This window comes from Rhizobium sp. FY34 (genome assembly GCF_005222845.1).
GTDB lineage: Bacteria > Pseudomonadota > Alphaproteobacteria > Rhizobiales > Rhizobiaceae > Neorhizobium.
Window position 1 is genome coordinate 253,709 of sequence record NZ_STFZ01000005.1, and the last position, 19,310, is coordinate 273,018.

Genomic DNA, 19,310 nt, shown 5'->3' on the forward strand with positions numbered 1-19,310 from the left:
GCTGTGCAAAATTCCTTGGATAAGGTTGAAGCCTCAAACAGGATGGCGTGGCACGGCTGAAAAAATGGGTGCAAGCGGGCACCTGAAACCAGCTTCAACTGAAACATGAACCGGGCGAACACAGCGCATTTTAAATTCGCTTGACGCGATGTTATCGATAACATAGCGTTACGTCATTCGATGCTTTGGGAGGAGCTGATGGATCAGAACACGCTTCTGGAATTTCGTGGAGTGTCGAAGGTCTTCGGCGGCACAAAGGCGCTGACCGACGTTTCGGTCGACCTGAAACGCGGCGAGATCCTGGCGCTGCTGGGCGAGAATGGTGCCGGAAAATCCACGCTCATTAAGACACTCGCCGGCATCTTCAAGCCGGATGCCGGTGAAATCCGCTTTCGCGGAACGCCCTATAGCCATCGCCCGCCCAAACCCAATGAGCGCCAGCCGGTCGCCTTCATCCACCAGGATCTCGGCCTCATCGAATGGATGACGGTGGGTGAAAATGTCGGCCTCGCCCAGGGCTTTTCCATGCGCGCCAAGCTCATTGACTGGCGCCAGACGGAGCGCCGTACCGCCGAGGCGCTAAAGCTGGTCGGCTGCCATTTTGATCCCTCCACCCGCGTGCAGGACCTGACACGCACCGAAAAGTCGCTTGTCGCCATTGCCCGCGCCCTGGCCGTCGAAGCCGATGTTCTGGTGCTGGATGAGCCGACCGCCAGCCTTCCCGCCGATGAGGTGGAGCGCCTGTTTGCCGCCATCCGTCCGCTGAAAGAGCGCGGCGTGGCGATGATCTATGTGTCGCACCGGCTGGATGAGATTTTCCGCATTGCAGACCGCGTCGCCGTGCTGCGCGATGGCCGGCTTGTCGGCCAGACGCCGGTTGCCGATACCAATCCCGACGAACTGATCCGCATGATTGTCGGGCGCAAGGCCGACCAGCTGTTTGCCAAGGCAAGCCGGCCTGTCGGTGATGTCATCGTCTCCGTCAAGAACCTGACCTGCCGGGGCGCCGGTCCCGTCAGCTTTGATCTGCGCGAGGGAGAATTGCTGGGTCTTGTCGGCTTGCGCGGTGCCGGCCAGGAGCTGATCGGCCGCGCCCTTTTCGGTTGCGAGCCGGCAAGTGGCGATGTGACGATCCACGGCGAGACACCGGATCTTCGCGATCCTGTCAGCGCGATTGCCTCCGGCATCGGCCTGATTGCCCGTGATCGCACCGAGGAATCCGTCGCCATGTCGCTGTCGCTGCGGGAAAACACCTTTCTCAACCCCTCGGCATCCGGCCGCAGGCTGGGCCATTTTCTCACACCGGCCAACGAGGCAGGTCTTGCCGCCGAAATCGGCGATCGGGTCGGATTACGGCCCAATGACCAGTCGCTTGCCATCGAAGCCCTGTCGGGCGGCAACCAGCAGAAGGTCGTTGTCGGCCGCTGGCTTGCCACCGGCCGCAAGCTGCTGATCTGCGAAGATCCAACCGCCGGCGTCGATGTCGGCGCCAAGGCCGATATCTACCGGCTGATTGCTCAGGCGGTGGTGAACGGCCTTGCCGTGCTGGTCATATCGACGGATTTCGAGGAAATCGCCCATATCTGCCACCGCGCCATGATCTTTTCCCGCGGACAGATCGTCCGCGAACTGGGTGGCGCCGATCTTACAACCACTGCCGTCATCGCCGCGGCCTCTGCGTCCGAAGCAGCCTGATCCGGGAGTTCAGCCATGCAATCCATCCGCTCAACCGCGCTCGAACCAACCAAAGCCGAACTGGCTGGCCTCAACCGGCTTGAAAAATGGCAGCGCCTCGTGCCTGTCTATGGCCTGGTAATCCTCACCGTGCTGCTGATCCTGCTGTTTTCGGCTCTCCTGCCGGATACGTTTCCGACGGTTCTGAACCTGAAATCTATCATTGCAGCAAAGACCATCATCGCCATCCTTTCACTTGCGGCAATGATCCCGATGGCCTGCGGGCGCATTGACCTCACCATCGGCTATGGCATCGTGCTCTGGCACATCCTGGCGATCAGCCTGCAGACCATGTACGGCTTTCCCTGGCCGGTGGCGGTTCTCGTTGTTCTGGTGCTGGGCGCACTGACCGGGCTCCTCAACGGTCTTCTGGTGGAAGTCGCCAAGATCGACAGCTTCATCGCAACGCTTGGCACCGGCACCGTCATCTATGCGCTTGCGCTTTGGCATACCGGCGGCCGGCAGATGATCGGCGTCCTGCCGGATGGCTTTTATGCCTTGAACAGCACCATGCTGTTTGGACTGCCGATCACCGGTTTCTACGTGCTGATACTCGCCATCGCCATGTGGATCGTGCTCGAATACCTGCCGATCGGCCGCTATCTCTATGCGATCGGCGCCAATCCGAAGGCTGCCGCCCTCAACGGCATTCCCGTTCGCCGCTTCGTCATGGGCGCCTTCATCGCCTCCGGCACGCTGTCTGCCGTGGCTGGCGTGCTTCTCGCCTCCAAGCTGCGCATCGGCCAGGCCAGTGTCGGGCTTGAATATCTTTTGCCGGCACTCGTCGGCGCCTTTCTCGGCTCCACGACCATCAAGCCCGGCCGCGTTAATGTTTGGGGCACGATGATCGGCGTCATCATCCTTGCCGTCGGCATTGCCGGCATCCAGCAATTCGGCGGCTCCTTCTTTGTCGAGCCGCTGTTCAACGGCGTCACGCTGCTGGTGGCCATCGGCATTGCCGGCTATGCGCAGCGCCGCCGCGGCATCGTCAAGAAACCGGTCCCGGCCGCATCCGAAACCGGTTCAATATCCAGCTAGTTTGCCATTTTCAGTCGCTCTCAGGGAGGAGAACATCATGAAACGCAGGAATTTTCTCACCGCAACGGTTGCCCTTGGCTCCGTTTTCATCTCGGCACCCGCCTTTGCCGATGCCATGGCGGATGCAAAGGCCATCGTCGAGAAATACGCAAGCAAGGTCGAGAAATGGGATGGCCCGACGACAGGCCCGAAGGCCGCGACGGGCAAGAGCATCGTCGTCGTGGCCGCCGACATGAAGAATGGCGGCATTCTGGGCGTCACAACCGGCATCGAGGAAGCTGCGAAGGCCGTGGGCTGGAAGGTCACGGTTCTCGATAGCGCAGGTTCCATCGACGGGCGCACCGCAGCCTTCGGCCAGGCGATGACCCTGAAGCCGGACGGCATCATCATCAACGGCTTTGATGCCGTGGAGCAGAAGCCGGCCATGGAAGCTGCCAAGGCGGCGAAAATCCCGATGGTTGCCTGGCATGCGGCGCCCAATGTTGGCCCGGTTCCGGATGTCGGCGTTTTCGCCAATGTCACGACCGATGCCATGGAAGTCTCCAAGGCCGCCGCCAACTGGGCCTATGTCGATGCGGGCGGCAAGCCCGGCGTCGTGATCTTCACGGATTCCACCTATGCAATCGCCATCGCCAAGGCCGACCGGATGAAGCAGGAGATCGAAAAGCTCGGCGGCACCGTGCTGGAATATGTCGATACGCCGATTGCCGAGACCTCGCAGCGCATGCCGCAGTTGACCACGACGCTTCTGCAAAAATACGGCGCGAAATGGACGTACTCGCTGGCCATCAATGACATCTACTTCGACTTCATGGGCCCATCGCTTGCCGCTGTCGGCATTGCCGGCGATGGAGCGCCGAAGAGCGTGGCCGCCGGCGATGGTTCGGAAGGTGCCTACCAGCGCATTCGCGCCAAGCAATATCAGGTCGTGACAGTAGCCGAACCGCTCAACCTTCAGGGCTGGCAGCTGATCGATGAGCTGAACCGCGCCTTTGCCGGCCAGAACTGGTCCGGTTACGTCTCGCCGCTGCATGTGGTCACCAGTGCCAATGTCGAATTCGACGGCGGTCCGAAGAACAGTTTCGACCCCGGCAATGGCTACCGCGACGCCTACAAGAAGATTTGGGGCAAATAAGACACGCAAAGGACGGAACGCTCCAGCCAGGGGCGTTCCGTTGCCAACTCTGGTAGGCGGCCTCTCGGCAGGTTAGGTTTGTGCCGGGTTATGCGAGCAGGAGATTTCAAAGCCATGTCGTTTTTCGAAGCCATCGATCCGGTCTTTTCAACCTTCGTTCTGGGCAATGCGCCGATAAAGGAAATCGCCTCCGGTTTCGATTGGGTGGAAGGTCCCGTCTGGTTCGGCGATCTGGATTGCCTGCTGTTTTCCGACATTCCCAACAACCGCATCCTGCGCTGGATACCGGGTGCTGGCACCAGCACATTTCGCGCACCCTCCAATTTCTCGAATGGCCATACCCGCGACCGACAGGGGCGGCTGGTCTCTTGCGAACACGGCACGCGGCGTGTGACCCGCACCGAGCAGGACGGTTCGATCACCGTGATCGCGGACAGTTTTGGCGGCAAAGCTCTGAACTCCCCCAATGACGTAATTGTCGCCTCGGACGGGGCGATCTGGTTCACCGATCCGCATTACGGCATCATGAGCGATTACGAAGGCAAGCGATCCGCGCAGGAACTGAACTGCAATGTCTACCGCGTCGATCCATCCGGCACGATGGAAGCCGTACTGACAGACTTCAACTGCCCGAACGGACTTGCCTTCAGCCCGGATGAGAAGAGGCTTTATGTGGCCGATACGGGCCGGATGTTTTCAAGCGATCCGCAGCATATCCGCGTCTTTGATGTCGGCCCCGACTGGCATTTGTCGGGCGGCGAGGTGTTTCACACCATCGAGCCGGGCTGCGCCGATGGCATACGCGTCGACGAGCACGGCAATCTCTGGTCCTCGGCAAGCGATGGCGTGCATTGTATCGCACCGGATGGCCATCTGATGGGCAAGATTTTCGTGCCGCAGACGGTCTCCAATATCTGCTTTGGCGGTCGCCACAAGCATCAGCTGTTCATCACCGCCACCACCAGCATCTACAGCATATCGCTTGCAATTCGCGGTGCGTGACGCTGGCAGGCCACCGCTTGGCTCAGGCATTCTTGATCAGCGACAGGCGGTGGCTGCGATGCGCCCGCTTCTGCTCATACATCATGGCATCGGCACGCCGCAGCACATTCTCGATCTTTTCGCCATCTTCGCTCGTGGCAAAGCCGAGTGAGATGCTGAGCGGCGCGTGGGAATAGAACTGGTTGTTGATCTTTAGCAGTTCCTGGATTGTATCAGCCATGGCAAGGGCGGCCTGCCGGTCGGCACCCGGCATCAGCACGGCAAATTCATCGCCACCAATGCGGGCAGCATGGTTCGGGCGCGATACGGCACCGCCCAGCACCTCCCCCAGGCGGCGCAACAGCGCATCGCCGGCATCATGACCCAGCGTGTCATTGGTATCCTTCAAGCCGTTAAGATCGATGACAAGCGCCGATACAGGCCGCAGGGGCTTGCGCTCCAGCCGGTTCATTTCATCGATATAGAAGGCGCGGTTATAGAGCTTGGTCAGCACATCATGCCGGCCGAGATATTCCAGATAGGCCTCGGCCTTCTTGCGCGCGGTAATATCGGTCAGTGCCACCTGCACCAGCGACCAGTCGTCTTCATGGCCGGGCAGCACGGAAAACTGCAGAAGCACATAGCGTTCCGAGCCATCGAGCGCATAATTCACAACTTCGCGCTGGTGGAACAGGTTGTTGTTCCAAAGGTCGATCAACTGTTCGCGGAAGTGCTTTTCCATTTCATCGCGGAAAATATCACCCAGCCGATGCAACAGCATCTGGCTGTTCTCGGCGCAGAACAGGTCAAGCGTCGCCTGGTTGATGTCAATGACGCGGATTTCGCTCATGCAATGGCGCACGAATTCCGGATGCACATCGGTAAAGATGCGCAGGTCCACGATGCCTTGGCGGCGCACCTCCTCCAGCATCGTCTTGATGCGGCTGAAATCCTCGACCCAGAGCGATACCGGCGAATGCTGGAAGATGCCTTCGGCATAGCGGCGGTTTTCGATTTCCGCTCTGCGAGCCGATTCGCGCTCCGTCACATCTTCCGTGGTCAACAGCAGCCGCTCGAGGCTTGCCTCATAGCCGGGCATGACCGAACCGCGCAGCTGGATATCCAGACGGCGACCCGACAGGGTATAGTTGACCGCATTGCCCACGAATTCGCTCTTGCCGTCAAACAGAGCGGACAATTCGTTGATATGGCTTTCCAGCATGTCATCGCGGAAAACCTGATCGATATTGGCAATCAGATGTTCCTTGCTGTCTGCTTCAAACAGCGACAAGGTTTTGGCATTCACATCCAGCACGCGGATCATGGCCGCGCATTGCGCGACGCGCGACAGATCTTCACACAGAAAGGCGCGAATATCGGTAATGCCTTGCGCGCGCCAAATGGCAAACTGCTTCTGGACGCTGCTGAAATCCTCGATCCACATGGCAACGGGCGCGAGATTGAAAATGTCGGAATTCAAATATTCGGTCATCAGTCTAAACCCGTCGAAACAAAAAGGCCTGAGCCGGCAGGGCTCTGCAGGCAGATGCGAATCAGCATCAGAAATTTAATCATGAATGAAGGCGCTACGCCGCAGGATTGTGTGCGCAGGGCCCATTATTCGTCATACGCGAGTCACACAACCGGCGGACCTCAGCCGGCAGTGGACCTTTTCTCGGCCACAAGCCTGTCTATAAGAGCGGCGGTCTGGCGCGCGCCGTCCAGCGAAAGCGCAAGCGCCGGGCGAGCCTTACCCGGCTCTGTCGCACGCCGGATGGCCAAAGCCAGGCTTTCACCGGTCAGCTCGTCCTCAGTCACCATTTCGGCAAAACCGAGTGCCTGCAGCTTTTCAGCGCGAACGGTCTGTTCTGTCTCTCCCCCGGAGGAGAAGGGCAGGAGCACGCAGGCGCAGCGCGCCCGCAAAAGATCGCCAACCGTATTATAGCCGGCCTGCGAGATGGACACTTGCGCATTCATCAGCAGGTTGGAGAAATCGCGGCGGAACCGTACAATGGTCACCGTTTCCGGGGCATCAGCATTCAGCCGCTCGAAATCCTCTGCCGGCATGTTCGGCCCGGCAATCAGCAGCCAGCTGCGGCGATCGGCAAGAATTTTGCAGGCCTCGAGCGACGCTTGCAAAACGGAGGCCCCGACCGCACCGCCGCCAGCCGAGACCACCACATCGAAGTGATCGGTAGCGGGCGCCGGTTCATCCGGCGCAACAAGACCGGTGTAATGCACGCGCTCGGCAATCTCACGTGCCAGCGGAAAGGTCTCTTCCAGCCGCACGAAGCTCTCATCGCCATGCACCAGAACGCCATCAAAATAGCGCTTGGCGAGCGTCACAGTCTCCTCGTCGCGGCCAGCCTTGCGATTTTCCTGCAGAATGTCGCGGACAGAGCTGAACAGAAGCGGACGCGGGTTTGACGCCTCGATCGCTTCCATCAGCGGCAGGAGTTCGAAATGCATCTGGCGGCGACCGAAGGGAAAGGCCTCGATCAGCACGGCATCGGGGGCAGCCTTTTCGAACGCCTCCAGCAGGCGCGCCTTGCGCATGGCCTTGAAAGCATCGTCGATCTTGTGTCCCTGCTCATCGGCAAGACCCGAAAATCCGCTGCTGGCGGCAAAGACCGGCGGAAGCTGCACATGGCGGACATTGGCGGCCGGAAATCCGTCGATCTTGTTGCCACCGGTCACCAGCGTCACATCCATGCCGGCCTCATTTAGGGCATTTGCAATGCGGCTTGCCCGCACCAAATGGCCGATGCCGAGCAGATGCTGCACGTAGAAGAATACCCGCTTTGGCCGAGCGCCGAGATGGCCTGATGTTTCACCCATATCCGTCATTCCTTCGTCCAGCTTGCGGTGAACAACCGATCCAGATCGCGGATACTGGCGTGATGATCGAAATCGCGGCGCACCCTGTCTTCCGCCCTGTCAGCAAGGCGATGGCGCAAAGCCGGATCGCGGATCATTCTGTTCAACGCGCCCGCCAGCGCATCGGCATCTTCGGAAGGTACAAGCAGGCTGTTTTCCTCGTTCTCGAAAAGCTCGGTGATGCCGGATACGGTGGTCGAGACGACGGGCAAGCCCTGGCTTACCGCCTCCACCATCACATTGGGCAGCCCGTCCCGGTCGCCATCGGCGGTGATCCGGCAGGCCAGCGTGAAGAGGTCGCTGTCGCGATAATGCTGCAACACGTCGCGCTGGTCGAGCGCACCTTTCCAGCTGATGCGATCCTCAAGGCCGAGGGTTTTCGCCTGCGCGCGCAAGTCCTGCAGCTCGCTGCCGCCGCCGATATGGACGAACTGCCAGGAAAGCCCGGCGGGCAGCTTTGAAAGTGCTGCCAGCAGCACGTCATAGCCCTTCTTCGGCACGGCGCGGCCAACGCTCAAGATCCGAACCGGATCGGCTGGATCTGATCCGTCGCGCGGGGCGCGAAGCTGATCAAAATGCGGAAACCGGTCGAGATCGAGACCGTGATAGCTCAGATGCACATTATTGCGCCCGCGCGACAGGCGCGTCAGTTGGTCATAGCCGACACGGGTGCAGGTAACGGCCCATTCCGCATGGGAAAGCTTGTCCTCAAGTTCCCAGTCCGGCGAGGTCCAGATATCCTTGGCATGGGCCGAGACCGTCCAGGCAATGCCGCTCATCATGCTGGCATAGCGGGCGACGGAGGCCGGAGTGTGGATGAAATGCACATGCAGCCAGCCGGCATCCGCCGGCCATTCGGCCACCAGCACGGCGGCCTGGCCGAAGCGGCGAAACCGGTTGCGCGAGATATCGCGGCCAAGATCCTTGAAGAACGCCCGGCGGGCAGCGGAAAAACCGGCCAGACCTTTGACCTTCCAGAGCGCCTTCAGCACGCGCCAGGGCTCTTCATGCAGATATTCCGGCAGATACCAGACAGGCGCCTTGATCTCGTCATGCACCGGATGGCGCTTCTTGTCCGTCGGGCGGCGCATGGCAACCAGTTCAAGCGAGAAACCGGCGCGTTCCAGCCCGAGCAGTTCCTGCGCGATAAAGGTTTCCGACAGGCGGGGATAACCCTTCAGGAGCACGAGGATTTTCGTCTTGTCTGCCACGTGTTCAGCCCTGCGCGAGCGACAGGGCGTGGCCGCTCTTACGCTTCATCCAGTCATCCACGATGCGCGAAATATTCGGCAAGCCTTCCAGATGCATGCCGGGAGCACTGACTGATGGCGGGTCACGCTTCAGCACATCCTTGATGGCGCTTGCGAATTTCACGGCATCGGCAGAATCCTCACCGGAAAGCATGCTGATCAGGCCAAGTTCCGAGGCGCGTGTCGCGCGGATCAGTTGCTCTTCGCGCGGCTGCGTGCGCGGTACGATCAGCGCCGGCTTGTCGAAGGAGAGGATCTCGCAATAGGTATTGTAGCCACCCATGGCGACGACAGCCTTGGCGCCGGCAATGCGATCTTCCATGCGATTGTCGAATTCGATGATCTCCAGCCGCGGCCGGCTCTCACAGGCCTCGCGGAATTTCGACCGCTGGTCGGCCGACATATAGGGGCCGAGCACGATCACCGCCTTGTGGGTCAGCGTCGGATCAACGTCATAGGCGGCAATCACGTCGCGCACCAGATCGGCGCCGTCGCCACCGCCACCGGTCGTCACCAGCAGGTAATCTTCGCGCCCGGGCTGCGAGGTGCTGGGCTCCAGCGAGGCCTTGCGCTGCAGAAAGCCGACGAAATTCATCTTCGAGCGCACGGATTGGGGAATATCGATGCCGGTCAGCGGATCGTAGAAATCTGGCGGCCCGTAGACCCAGACATCATCATAGAGATTGCCAATCTTGCGCAGAACATCGTGGCGCTTCCACTCCGCTTCCAGAAGATGCGGGGCATCCATCACATCGCGCAGACCAAGGATCAGCGTCGTGCCGCGCGTCTTCAGATAGGCCAGCGTATCTTCCACCTCGCCACGCAGGCCCAGCGGTTCCTTGTCGATGATGAAGATATCCGGCTCGAAGGTCTCCGCCGTATGGCGGATGATCGATTGGCGCATCTTCATCGTTTCCTGCAGATCGATATGCCTATCCATCGACGTGTATTCGCCGTTCCTGAGCTTGATGACGCTCGGGATCTTCACGAAATCGACACGGGCGCGGTAATCGAAGGCACCGGCAATCGTGGCGCCAGATATGATCAGCACGTTCAGGCCGCGATAATCCTCGACCAGAGAATGGGCGATGGTGCGACAGCGTCTGAGATGGCCAAGGCCGAAAGTATCATGGCTATACATGAGGATACGCGCATTTCCCAGGCGTCTCGGCATGCTGTGTCTACTCCTAAGAATTTTAATGCCGGACACGCCTCCCCGCGCAATCCGAATGTCTCATTTGTACGGGTCGGCGGCATCTCTAAGACCATCGCCGAGGAAATTGAAGGCGAGGATGACGAAAATGACCGGGATGACGGGGAACAGAAGCCAAGGATAGAGCGCCAATACACTCACCGTTCGCGCTTCCGTGAGCAACACACCCCAACTGGTGATGGGCGGGCGAAGACCAAGGCCAAGGAAGCTCAGCGTGGTTTCACCCAGAATCATGCCGGGAATCGTCAGCGTGGCGCTGGCAATCAGATGCGACATGAAACCGGGCACCAGATGCCGTCCGATGATGCGCGCACTGCCGCCGCCCATCAGCTGGGCCGCCAGCACATAATCCTCTTCGCGCAGGGCCAGCAGCTTGGAACGCACGGCGCGGGCAAGACCCGTCCAGTCGAGAAGCCCTAGGATGAAAGTGATTCCGAGATAGACGAAGAGCGGGCTCCAATCGACCGGCATGATGGCGGCAAGCGCCAGCCAAAGCGGAATGGTGGGGATGGACTGAAGCACCTCGATGACGCGCTGGACAACCAGATCGAACCAGCCGCCCCAATAGCCGGCAAGACCGCCGATCACGATGCCGAGAACGAAGCTCGTCATGACGCCGAGAAGGCCGATGGTCAGCGAAATGCGGGCGCCATAGAGAATGCGCGAGAAGATGTCACGCCCCAGCCGGTCGGTTCCGAGCAGGAAGACATGGCCGTTTTCTGCCGGGCAGACGAGGTGCAGGCTGGCTTCCACCATGCCCCAGAAATGATAGGTCTCACCCTGACAGAAGAAGCGCAGGCGCTGCACGTCGTTTGTATTGTCGGTATAGACGCGCCGCAGCGTCTGCATGTCGAGGTTCATCGTCTGGCCGTAAACGAAAGGCCCGACAAAGGATCCCTCATGGAAGAGATGCACGGCTTGCGGCGGCGCATAGATGAAATCCATGTTGCGGGTATGCACCTTGTAGGGCGCGACGATCTCGACGATGGCGATCGTGATATAAGCGATCAGGAGCGCAATGCCCGAAATGAGTGCCAGCCTATGCCGCTTGAACCGCCACCACATGAGCTTGATCTGCGAGGCCTGGTCCAGCATCGCATTGCCGGAAGCGGCATCGTCGGCATAGGGATCGAAAGGCGCTTCGCGCACATAATGCGGCAGGTCGCTGCTACGATTGTTAAGGATACCGGTCACTTCGTGCTGCCTCCCTGAAGGCGGATGCGCGGGTCAAGCAAAGCAAGTGCGATATCAGACACGAGTACGCCGATGACGGTGAGGAAGGCGAGAAACATCAGGAAGGAGCCAGCCAGATACATGTCCTGGCTCTGCAGCGCCCGGATCAGCATGGGTCCTGTGGTTTCGAGCGACAGAACCACGGCAGTGATTTCAGCACCGGAAATGACGGCCGGCAGGATGGAGCCTATGTCAGAGATGAAGAAATTCAGCGACATGCGCAGTGGATATTTCATCAGCACCTTGAACGGGTGCAGGCCCTTGGCCTTGGCCGTCATGACATATTGCTTGTGCAACTCATCCAGCAGGTTGGCGCGCACGCGGCGCACCATGCCGGCTGTGCCCGCCGTACCGATGATGATGACCGGTATCCAGATATGCTCGAGGATCGACTTGAACTTCGCCCAACTCATCGGCTCGGTCATATATTGCTGGTCCATCAGATGGCCGATCGATGTGCCGAACCAGATATTGGCGAGATACATCAGGATCAGCGCCAGGACGAAATTGGGCACGGCAAGACCGATGAGCCCTAGAAGCGTCAGTCCGTAATCACCCCAGCTATACTGGTGAGTGGCCGAATAGATGCCGATGGGAAACGCCAGAAGCCAGGTGAGGATAATCGTCACCGTGGAAACGAGGATCGTCAGCCACAGGCGATCTCCCACCACGTCCGAGACCGGCAGCCGGTATTCGAAGGAATAGCCGAAATCGCCGACCATCATGCCGCCCACCCAGTTCAGGTAGCGGATCGGCATGGGCTGGTCGAAGCCATAGCGGGCGCGCAGATCCTCGATTTCCTGCAGGTCGGCCTTCTCGCCGATCGCCTTCAACTCCTCGACATAGCTTTCAAAGTAATCGCCCGGCGGCAGTTCGATGATGGTGAAGATCAGCATCGAGATCAGCACAAGTGTCGGGATCATCACCAGAAAGCGCCAGAGAATATAACGGATCAGCTCACGCATTGCGGTCATACCAGAAGGTGTCGGGCATATAGATGCCGAGATAGGACATGGGATCGAAGCCATAGAGCCCTTCACGCGGCAGGTTGCGCAGGTTGCGCGCCTGGACAAGCGGCTGCAGCGTGGCGTTGACGGTGCCGATGGTGAAGACCTGGTCGGTGAATAGGCTGAGCATCTCGTGCCAGATGCCCTCGCGCTGCGCGGTATTCTCGCTTGCCCGCCAGGCCAGCAGCAATTCATAAAGCGCAGCGGCTTCCGGCATGTCCGGCGCCTTGCCATCGCTGCCACCCGACAGGGCAAACAGCCCCCAGAGCGGCCATTGCAGCTGGTCGTCGGTGGTCGGCGCCAGCTCTTTCGGCGACATGTCGGCGGTTGCCACGCCATTGTCGATGCCCTGGCCGACGGTCATGATCGTATCGCCGCCCTTGACCCGGCGACGCACAAGTTCGCGTTGCGAGGTTCGCACATAGATGCGAAAGCCGATTTCCACCCAGTAGTCGCGGATGAGTTCCAGCACATCGCCTTCCACGCTGTTTTCGCCCATGGATTCGACGATCACCTTGGCCGGCCGGCCATCGGGCAAAAGCCGGATGCCTTCGGCATCCCGCCTGGCAAGGCCCGCCTCGTCCAGCAGCTGGTTTGCCCGCACCGGATCGAAGCCCGACCAGGCATTGCGGTAGCTATCCCGGTAAAGCGGACTTTCCGGCAAAAGCGCATTGCTGCTTTCCTGCGCAAGACCGAAGAACACTGCTTTGTTGATCTCACGGCGATTGATGGCCAGCGACAATGCCCGGCGCACCCGCACATCGCGCCACACGGCGCGCCAGCCATCATCCTTGCAATTGAGATTGGGGATCAGACAGACGCGCGAACCCTGGATGCGCTTCCACAGATCGACAGTCATGGGATAGCGCTGTTCGGCATTCTTCAGGAAGGTATAATCGGCAAAGTCGAGATTGGTGAATTGCAGATCGCTTTCGCCGGTGCCGGTCTTTGCGGCAATCAGGTCCGAGGAACTGACATCCAGCAGGACGCGATCGACATAGGGAAGCTGACGACCGTTTTCATCGACGCGGTGGTAATAGGGATTGCGCTCGAAGACGAAACGTCCCGCCGGCGGTGCGGTGCGGTTGCACCAAGCATCCAGCGTCGGCAGGTCCGGGTTTTCCGGCCGCACGCTGCGCGACATGCGCTGGTGAAGGGCAACCCAGTCCTCCACTTTTTCGCGCGCAATCAGCTCCGCCATCTTTTCCTTGGTCTGATAGTTGATGTGGAACTGCTTGAGATAGGCGGCAGGCTGCATCAGCCGCACAGGTGATGGCGAGGCAAGATCGGTGAGGAAATCCGGATTGGGATCGGCCCAGGTATAACGGACTGTCAGCCGATCAAGCACCTCAAAGCGCGGTCCCTCGCCATTGATCTTCAGGTTGGCGGGAATGCCGCCTTTGAACAGCTTCTTGTGATGGAACATATCGTCCCACACATAGCGAAAGTCGTCAGCCGTGAATTCGCTGCCATCCGACCAGCGATGCCCGTCACGCAGGCGGAAGGTGAAGACTCGCTCATCCTTCACCTCGTAGCTTTCGACGAGATCCGGCTGTATCTCCAGCTTCTCATTATAGCCGACAAGGCGCGCATAGGAGATCATCGGCATGTAGCGGATATCGCGCTGGCCGCCGATCAGCATGCGGATCGTGCCGCCATGGGCGCCCGGCAATCTGCCGGATGCGGCAAGGTTGACCACACGCGGGTTCTTCGGCAAACGCTCGGCCACCGGCGGCAGCGGCGACGCCGTTTCCATGGTTTCGATATAATCGGATTCGAGAAAGGCGGCGAACAGCTTTTGCGGCACAAGCGTGCCGGCCAAAAGTGCCAAGGCATGGCGGCGGGTCATCATGGCCGCAACTCCTTGATATCGACATTGCGACGCGCCAGCACGAAATGGCCGCCGCCGAGATCGGCATGCGACAGGTCGTCAGCCTCATCCGACTGGAACTGGCGTGCCCAATCCTTCTTCGACTGCGCGCTTGGCTTGCCGAGCATATCGAAATCAAGCGGGCGGTCGAGATTGGGAAGCGGCACGGCCGCCAGAAGCTTCTTCGTGTAGGGATGCACCGGATGGCGCATGATGACATCGCAAGGAGCGATCTCGACGATGCGGCCGGCATACATCACTGCCACACGGTCTGCCATGTAGTTCACAACGGCCAGATTGTGCGAGATGAACAGATAGGTGAGGCCAAGCTCCTTCTTCAGATCCTTCATCAGGTTGAGGATCTGCGCCTGGATGGACACATCCAGTGCCGAGACGGGTTCGTCGCAGATTAGAAGATCCGGCCCGAGTGCCAGCGCGCGGGCGATGCCGATACGCTGGCGCTGCCCGCCGGAAAAACTGTGCGGATAGCGGCTCATGGCGCTTTCCGGCAGGCCGATCGCCCGGATCAGACGACGGGTGGCCTCCAGACGTGCCTTTGCATCGCCACGGCGGTGAATCTCCAGAGGCTCGCCAATGATATTGCGCACGGTCATACGCGGCGATAGCGAGGAAACCGGGTCCTGGAACACCATCTGGATGCGGGTGCGCAGCGTCGTCAGTGCATCACCTTGCGCATGCAGTACATCGAGCGGGCCTTGCCCGCCATTGAAGGTGACGCTGCCGGCATCAGCCGTGACACCGCGCATCAGAATCTTGCTCAGCGTGGTCTTGCCGCAGCCGCTTTCGCCGACCAGACCCAGCGTCTCGCCACGCATGATATCGAAGCTCACATCATCGACGGCCAGCGTGACCGGTGCACGCGCCATGCCATAGCCACCGGAGCGCTTGGACGTGAAGGATTTTGAAACATTGCGCACGCTGAGCAATACGTCTGGCAAGTCGGTCGCCGCCTCATTGCGGTCCATCAGGCACGCCGCATTCACCTCGATTTCGCGCAAGGGCTTAAGCCGCGTCTCGCGCGGCTTGTCGAAATCCGGCACCGCCGCCATCAGGCCCTTCGTATAGGCATGGCCGGCATGGCGGAAAATCGCCTCGACCGGACCGGATTCCATCACCTCGCCGCGATAGACGACAACAACCTCGTCGGCCATGCTGGCGACAACCCCGAGATCATGGGTGATGAGAAGCATGGCCATGCCAAGCTTCTCCTGCAATTCCCGCAAAAGCCGCAGGATCTGCGCCTGGATCGTCACGTCGAGCGCAGTGGTCGGCTCGTCAGCAATCAACAAAGACGGCTTGCACACCAGCGCCATGGCGATCATCGCGCGCTGGCGCATGCCGCCCGACAATTCGAACGGATACATTTCAAACGCACGGACCGGATCGGCAAAACCGACAAGACCCAGCATTTCCTCGCAGCGTTCCCGACGTTCCGCAATCGTCAGCACCGTGTGAATCTTCAGCACTTCCTCGATCTGGTTGCCGATGGTGTGCATCGGCGAGAAAGAGGTCATCGGCTCCTGGAATATCATGCCAATACGGTTGCCGCGCACCGCACGCATGGCCCGTCCGTCCGGCGGTAATTTCAACAGATCCGTCTGCTCGCCCGTGTCCGGATCGGTAAACACAATGCTGCCCCGCGTGACTGCGCTCGGTGTTTCGATGCCGACGATCGCCCGACCGAGCACGGACTTGCCAGACCCGGATTCACCGACAAGCGCGGTGACCTTGCCCGGCCGAATTCGCATGCTGATGCTCTTGATGGCTTCAATGCTGCCTCCCCACAGGGGGAAGGAAACAGACAGTCCGTCAATACGGAGCAGATCTGCGCTTACGGTCATGCATTATGTTTCCCGGAGGCCTTTTTGCGCTTGGCGCAAACGGTAAGTTCCCATTGTTTTCGCAAACCGTATCTCAGCATATTGCCTCTGTCCATGACGAACACCTACAAGTCGGAAACGGCCTGTCGCGGGAAGGAGTGGACGAAATCCATTTCGAAAAGATGACATCATTCGGCTGGATGCCTGTGGTCTTGTCAGAAACCGCTGAATAACGCCCATCGATCGATCCAAACTGCAGGTAAACATGTCCGATACGTCCCCGCCATCCACGCCGCGCGAAATTCTTGTGGCTGCTCGCGAACTGATAGAGCAGGGATTTTGTTCCCAGGCGCGGGTTTTGCTGGATGAATTGGCGGCAGATGCGACTGCCCTTGCCGATCCGGCGCTCGGCGCAAAAACCAGTCTCGGCTATCCGCGCAAGCTGCATTCGACCTATCTGAAACTTGCCAAGCGCGAGGGCGCGCAGATCGAGCGGATCGGGCTGCAGCACACGCTGGTGCCACCGCCTTCGCTGTTGGCACCCCTCGTAACATTCAACAGCACCGAGCGGCGCGAGATGAACGCGTTCAATGCGCAGCCGGTGCCACGCATCCTGCATCAAATCTGGCTCGGCACCCTTCCGGTGCCGCCGGCCGTTGAAGCCTGGCGGGCGCATGCCAAGGCACATGGCTTCGACTACCAGCTCTGGCGGGAGGAGGATCTTGCAGCACTGGGCGTTGAAGCGCATCCCGCCTTCAAGCAGATGATGGAGCAGGGCGATTATCCGGGTGCCGTCGATATTGCCCGCTATTTCATTCTTCATGCGCAGGGAGGCATTTATCTCGATTGCGACTGGTATCCCGCCCGCGACGACCTGTCCTTTGCCGATCTTCTGCCACTTTGCGGCCTTTCGGCGCTGGCCGAAGATACACCGCGTGAGACAGGCATGGGCTCGCTGCTGCTCACCAATTCCTTCATCGCCACACCAGCCGGCCATCCGCTCTTTGCGCGGCTGCTCGCTATCCTGCCGCAAGCGACGCGGCTTCTGCCCGATGGTCCGGCCTGGTGGTCAACCGGGCCTCTCATCATGACGCTTCTGTTTCGCGGGACGAGTTTCAGCGTGCCGGACGCGCAGTTTGTGGCGACCATTCTCAAGCGCCGCGCGCCGATGGCCGATGTCGAGGCAGCCCGCGCCAAAGCGCTTGCCGAGGATGCCGGCCTGCTGATCGGCTGGAAGTCCTGGTAGATCAGTTGGCTCTGGCGCGCAGCATCTCTCCGGGCGCCACCCAGCGGCAGGCCGGGTGAGCAGCCGTCAGGGCAAAAAGCTGTTCGAGGAAGGCCCAGGCATTGTCGTCATGGACTAGGTGATGGGCCAGAACGCCAATCGACGGCACCGGCTTTTCGGCTATCATGCAGGCGAGAACTTCTGCAAACAGCTGATCCGCCGGCTTTCCGCCACCGGTTCCGCGCCAATCCATAAGATCCACATGCGTATTGAGCACGGAGAGCACCGCCTGTTTTTCGCGTCCGAACACCGAGAGGCTTTCAAAACCGAGAGCCGGGAGTGCATCGACGATTTCAGGCGCGATCCGGTTCCATGGCGGCACCAGCATCGGCTCAAACTGCAAACCATAGAGCGATTGCAGCTTGGCAAAGCCCGCCTGCAATTCAGCCAGCACCTCGGTTATTGGACGATCAAGGCCAAGCTCCTGCTTTTTTGCCGGCGGAATGCTGTAGCTGCAATGCGACCAGCCATGCACAGCCACCCGAACATGATCGAGCACCGACAGAAGATCCGCCAGCTCAACACCGGTCTCTTCGGGAATGACGGCCAGAACCAGCGGCACAGGATAGTGCGCAGTGAGCGCCAGAAGGCGCTGAAGGGCCGGCGTCGGCTGTACCGCATCGTCATCACGCAGCCAGAAGCGAATGGACTTGCCCTCACCCGCCAACCGGTCGAGATGCCGCTTCACCGCGTCGCTGTTCATCGTAGATCTCCCCTGCATGCCTGAAGGATTGAATGCAACCGGCTTGCCGCCGCCTCCAGCGATCGTTCCTCGCCCACAAATTCCCTTGCATTGCGGCCAAGGTGCTGGCGCAACGCCTCGTCGCTCAACAGCCGTGCAATCGCCTCCGCAAAGGCAAGGTCATCGTCCGGCGCGACCAGAAGCCCGGTTCTGAGATCTTCAACCACTTCCGGCACGCCCGCCACGCGCTGCGCGATGACCGGGATGCCGGCAGCCTGCGCCTCCAGATAGGCAAGCCCGTAAGCCTCGCCATGACCGGGCCAGACATAGACGGCGGAGGTGGAGAGAATGGCGGCAATCTCATCCTTGGTTTTCTGGCCAAGCCAGTTGACGCGCCCGAGTGGGATGGCAGAAAACGCCGCCTCGACTTCGGCACGTGCCGGGCCGTCGCCGACAATATCAAGGGTCCAGTCGACAGAGGTGAGCCTGGAAAGAGCCGCCGCCAGCGCTCGGTAACTCTCCAGCTTGTCGCCGGGTCGCATCATTGCCACGGTGACCAGCCGGTACTTTTGCGGCTGCGGTTCCAGCGCCAGAAAGGCCTGCGGATCGATGAAGGGCGGCAGATGTGCAAGCCTTGCCTGCGGTGCGACATCCTGAATGCCGCGCCGGTCACGATCCGTCAGGCAGATATTGACGGATGCCTGGCCGATGCCGGCGAGCACAAGATCCTGGGCCGCCTGCCAGTCGCCGATATTGCGGCGTCTCGAATAGGAAGTCTCCACCGTCACATAGGGACGTGAGAATTGCTGGCAGAGCGCCGGGCCGAGCAGATCCGGCGCCTTGTAATAGGGGTGGTAGCAGAACCACAGATCCGGTGCGCCGCGATCCGCCCAGTCCTTGGCAATCCGGCGGATTTCGCTCTCTGCCTTGACGCCACGCTCTTGCGGCACTTCGGGCGTGCCGCAATAGGCGCGAAAGCGGGAGGCGATGTCCACTTGATGGCCGGCCAGTTCCAGCGCCTGCAGCAATTGCTGCGCCATCAGCCGGTCGCCGGAGGGTACAGGATGGTCGGGAGATTTCAGCGGCGCATAGAAGGCGATTTTCATAGTGGCCAGATAGGACGCGGCTTGCGAAAAAATGCAAGACACCCCGCGTAGAAAGCCG

At 60.2% G+C, this 19,310-nt stretch carries 15 protein-coding genes; 5 read left to right on the forward strand and 10 right to left on the reverse strand.

From position 1 onward, the window contains the following. The first annotated feature begins 198 nt into the window (after positions 1–198). The 4 genes from E8M77_RS03110 to E8M77_RS03125 all read left to right on the forward strand — a co-directional run bounded on the left by E8M77_RS03110 (position 199) and on the right by E8M77_RS03125 (position 4,909). Positions 199–1,695, forward strand: coding sequence for a sugar ABC transporter ATP-binding protein (locus E8M77_RS03110; protein WP_137129136.1), 1,497 nt, complete (start codon positions 199–201; stop codon positions 1,693–1,695). 15 nt (positions 1,696–1,710) lie between these two features. Further along, entirely contained in the window at positions 1,711–2,772 is a 1,062-nt protein-coding gene (locus tag E8M77_RS03115; protein ID WP_137129137.1) for an ABC transporter permease, read from the forward strand. 37 nt (positions 2,773–2,809) lie between these two features. Next, entirely contained in the window at positions 2,810–3,907 is a 1,098-nt protein-coding gene (locus E8M77_RS03120; protein ID WP_137129138.1) for a substrate-binding domain-containing protein, read from the forward strand. A gap of 114 nt (positions 3,908–4,021) precedes the next feature. After that, positions 4,022–4,909 (forward strand): SMP-30/gluconolactonase/LRE family protein, encoded by an 888-nt coding sequence (locus tag E8M77_RS03125; RefSeq protein WP_137129139.1) that lies wholly within the window; start codon positions 4,022–4,024, stop codon positions 4,907–4,909. Positions 4,910–4,931: 22 nt separating this feature from the next. On the opposite strand, the gene E8M77_RS03130 is transcribed toward E8M77_RS03125, so the two are convergent. From E8M77_RS03130 to E8M77_RS03165, 8 genes are all read right to left on the reverse strand, one after another. Beyond that, complete coding sequence (locus E8M77_RS03130; RefSeq protein ID WP_137129140.1) at positions 4,932–6,380, reverse strand: sensor domain-containing diguanylate cyclase; 1,449 nt, start codon at positions 6,378–6,380, stop codon at positions 4,932–4,934. Positions 6,381–6,541: 161 nt separating this feature from the next. Continuing rightward, a complete protein-coding gene (locus tag E8M77_RS03135) occupies positions 6,542–7,726 on the reverse strand; it encodes a glycosyltransferase (protein ID WP_137129141.1) in 1,185 nt (394 codons plus the stop codon). 5 nt (positions 7,727–7,731) lie between these two features. Next, positions 7,732–8,976: a glycosyltransferase family 4 protein gene (locus E8M77_RS03140; protein ID WP_137129142.1), complete on the reverse strand. Its 1,245-nt coding sequence runs from the start codon at positions 8,974–8,976 to the stop codon at positions 7,732–7,734. Positions 8,977–8,980: 4 nt separating this feature from the next. After that, entirely contained in the window at positions 8,981–10,189 is a 1,209-nt protein-coding gene (locus E8M77_RS03145) for a glycosyltransferase family protein (RefSeq protein WP_137129143.1), read from the reverse strand. A 60-nt stretch (positions 10,190–10,249) separates the two neighbouring features. Beyond that, positions 10,250–11,413 carry an ABC transporter permease gene (locus E8M77_RS03150; RefSeq protein WP_170975727.1) on the reverse strand — a complete coding sequence of 388 codons (1,164 nt, stop codon included), beginning with the start codon at positions 11,411–11,413 and terminating at the stop codon, positions 10,250–10,252. A gap of 5 nt (positions 11,414–11,418) precedes the next feature. After that, complete coding sequence (locus tag E8M77_RS03155; RefSeq protein ID WP_137129197.1) at positions 11,419–12,417, reverse strand: ABC transporter permease; 999 nt, start codon at positions 12,415–12,417, stop codon at positions 11,419–11,421. A 1-nt stretch (position 12,418) separates the two neighbouring features. Next, positions 12,419–14,320 carry an ABC transporter substrate-binding protein gene (locus E8M77_RS03160; RefSeq protein WP_137129145.1) on the reverse strand — a complete coding sequence of 634 codons (1,902 nt, stop codon included), beginning with the start codon at positions 14,318–14,320 and terminating at the stop codon, positions 12,419–12,421. Next, complete coding sequence (locus E8M77_RS03165) at positions 14,317–16,200, reverse strand: ABC transporter ATP-binding protein (RefSeq protein WP_137129146.1); 1,884 nt, start codon at positions 16,198–16,200, stop codon at positions 14,317–14,319. Before E8M77_RS03165 ends, E8M77_RS03160 begins: the two co-directional genes overlap by 4 nt. 244 nt (positions 16,201–16,444) lie before the next feature. Between E8M77_RS03165 and E8M77_RS03170 the strand changes: the two genes are divergently transcribed. Next, positions 16,445–17,425 (forward strand): glycosyltransferase, encoded by a 981-nt coding sequence (locus tag E8M77_RS03170; protein ID WP_137129147.1) that lies wholly within the window; start codon positions 16,445–16,447, stop codon positions 17,423–17,425. Between the two features lies 1 nt (position 17,426). Here E8M77_RS03170 and E8M77_RS03175 read toward each other — a convergent pair whose 3' ends face one another. Both E8M77_RS03175 and E8M77_RS03180 read right to left on the reverse strand, forming a co-directional pair. Then, complete coding sequence (locus E8M77_RS03175; RefSeq protein WP_137129148.1) at positions 17,427–18,167, reverse strand: polysaccharide deacetylase family protein; 741 nt, start codon at positions 18,165–18,167, stop codon at positions 17,427–17,429. After that, on the reverse strand, positions 18,164–19,252 hold the full coding sequence (locus tag E8M77_RS03180) for a glycosyltransferase family 4 protein (RefSeq protein ID WP_137129149.1): 1,089 nt from the start codon (positions 19,250–19,252) through the stop codon (positions 18,164–18,166). The genes E8M77_RS03175 and E8M77_RS03180 overlap by 4 nt, the downstream gene beginning before the upstream one ends. Positions 19,253–19,310: the final 58 nt, after the last annotated feature.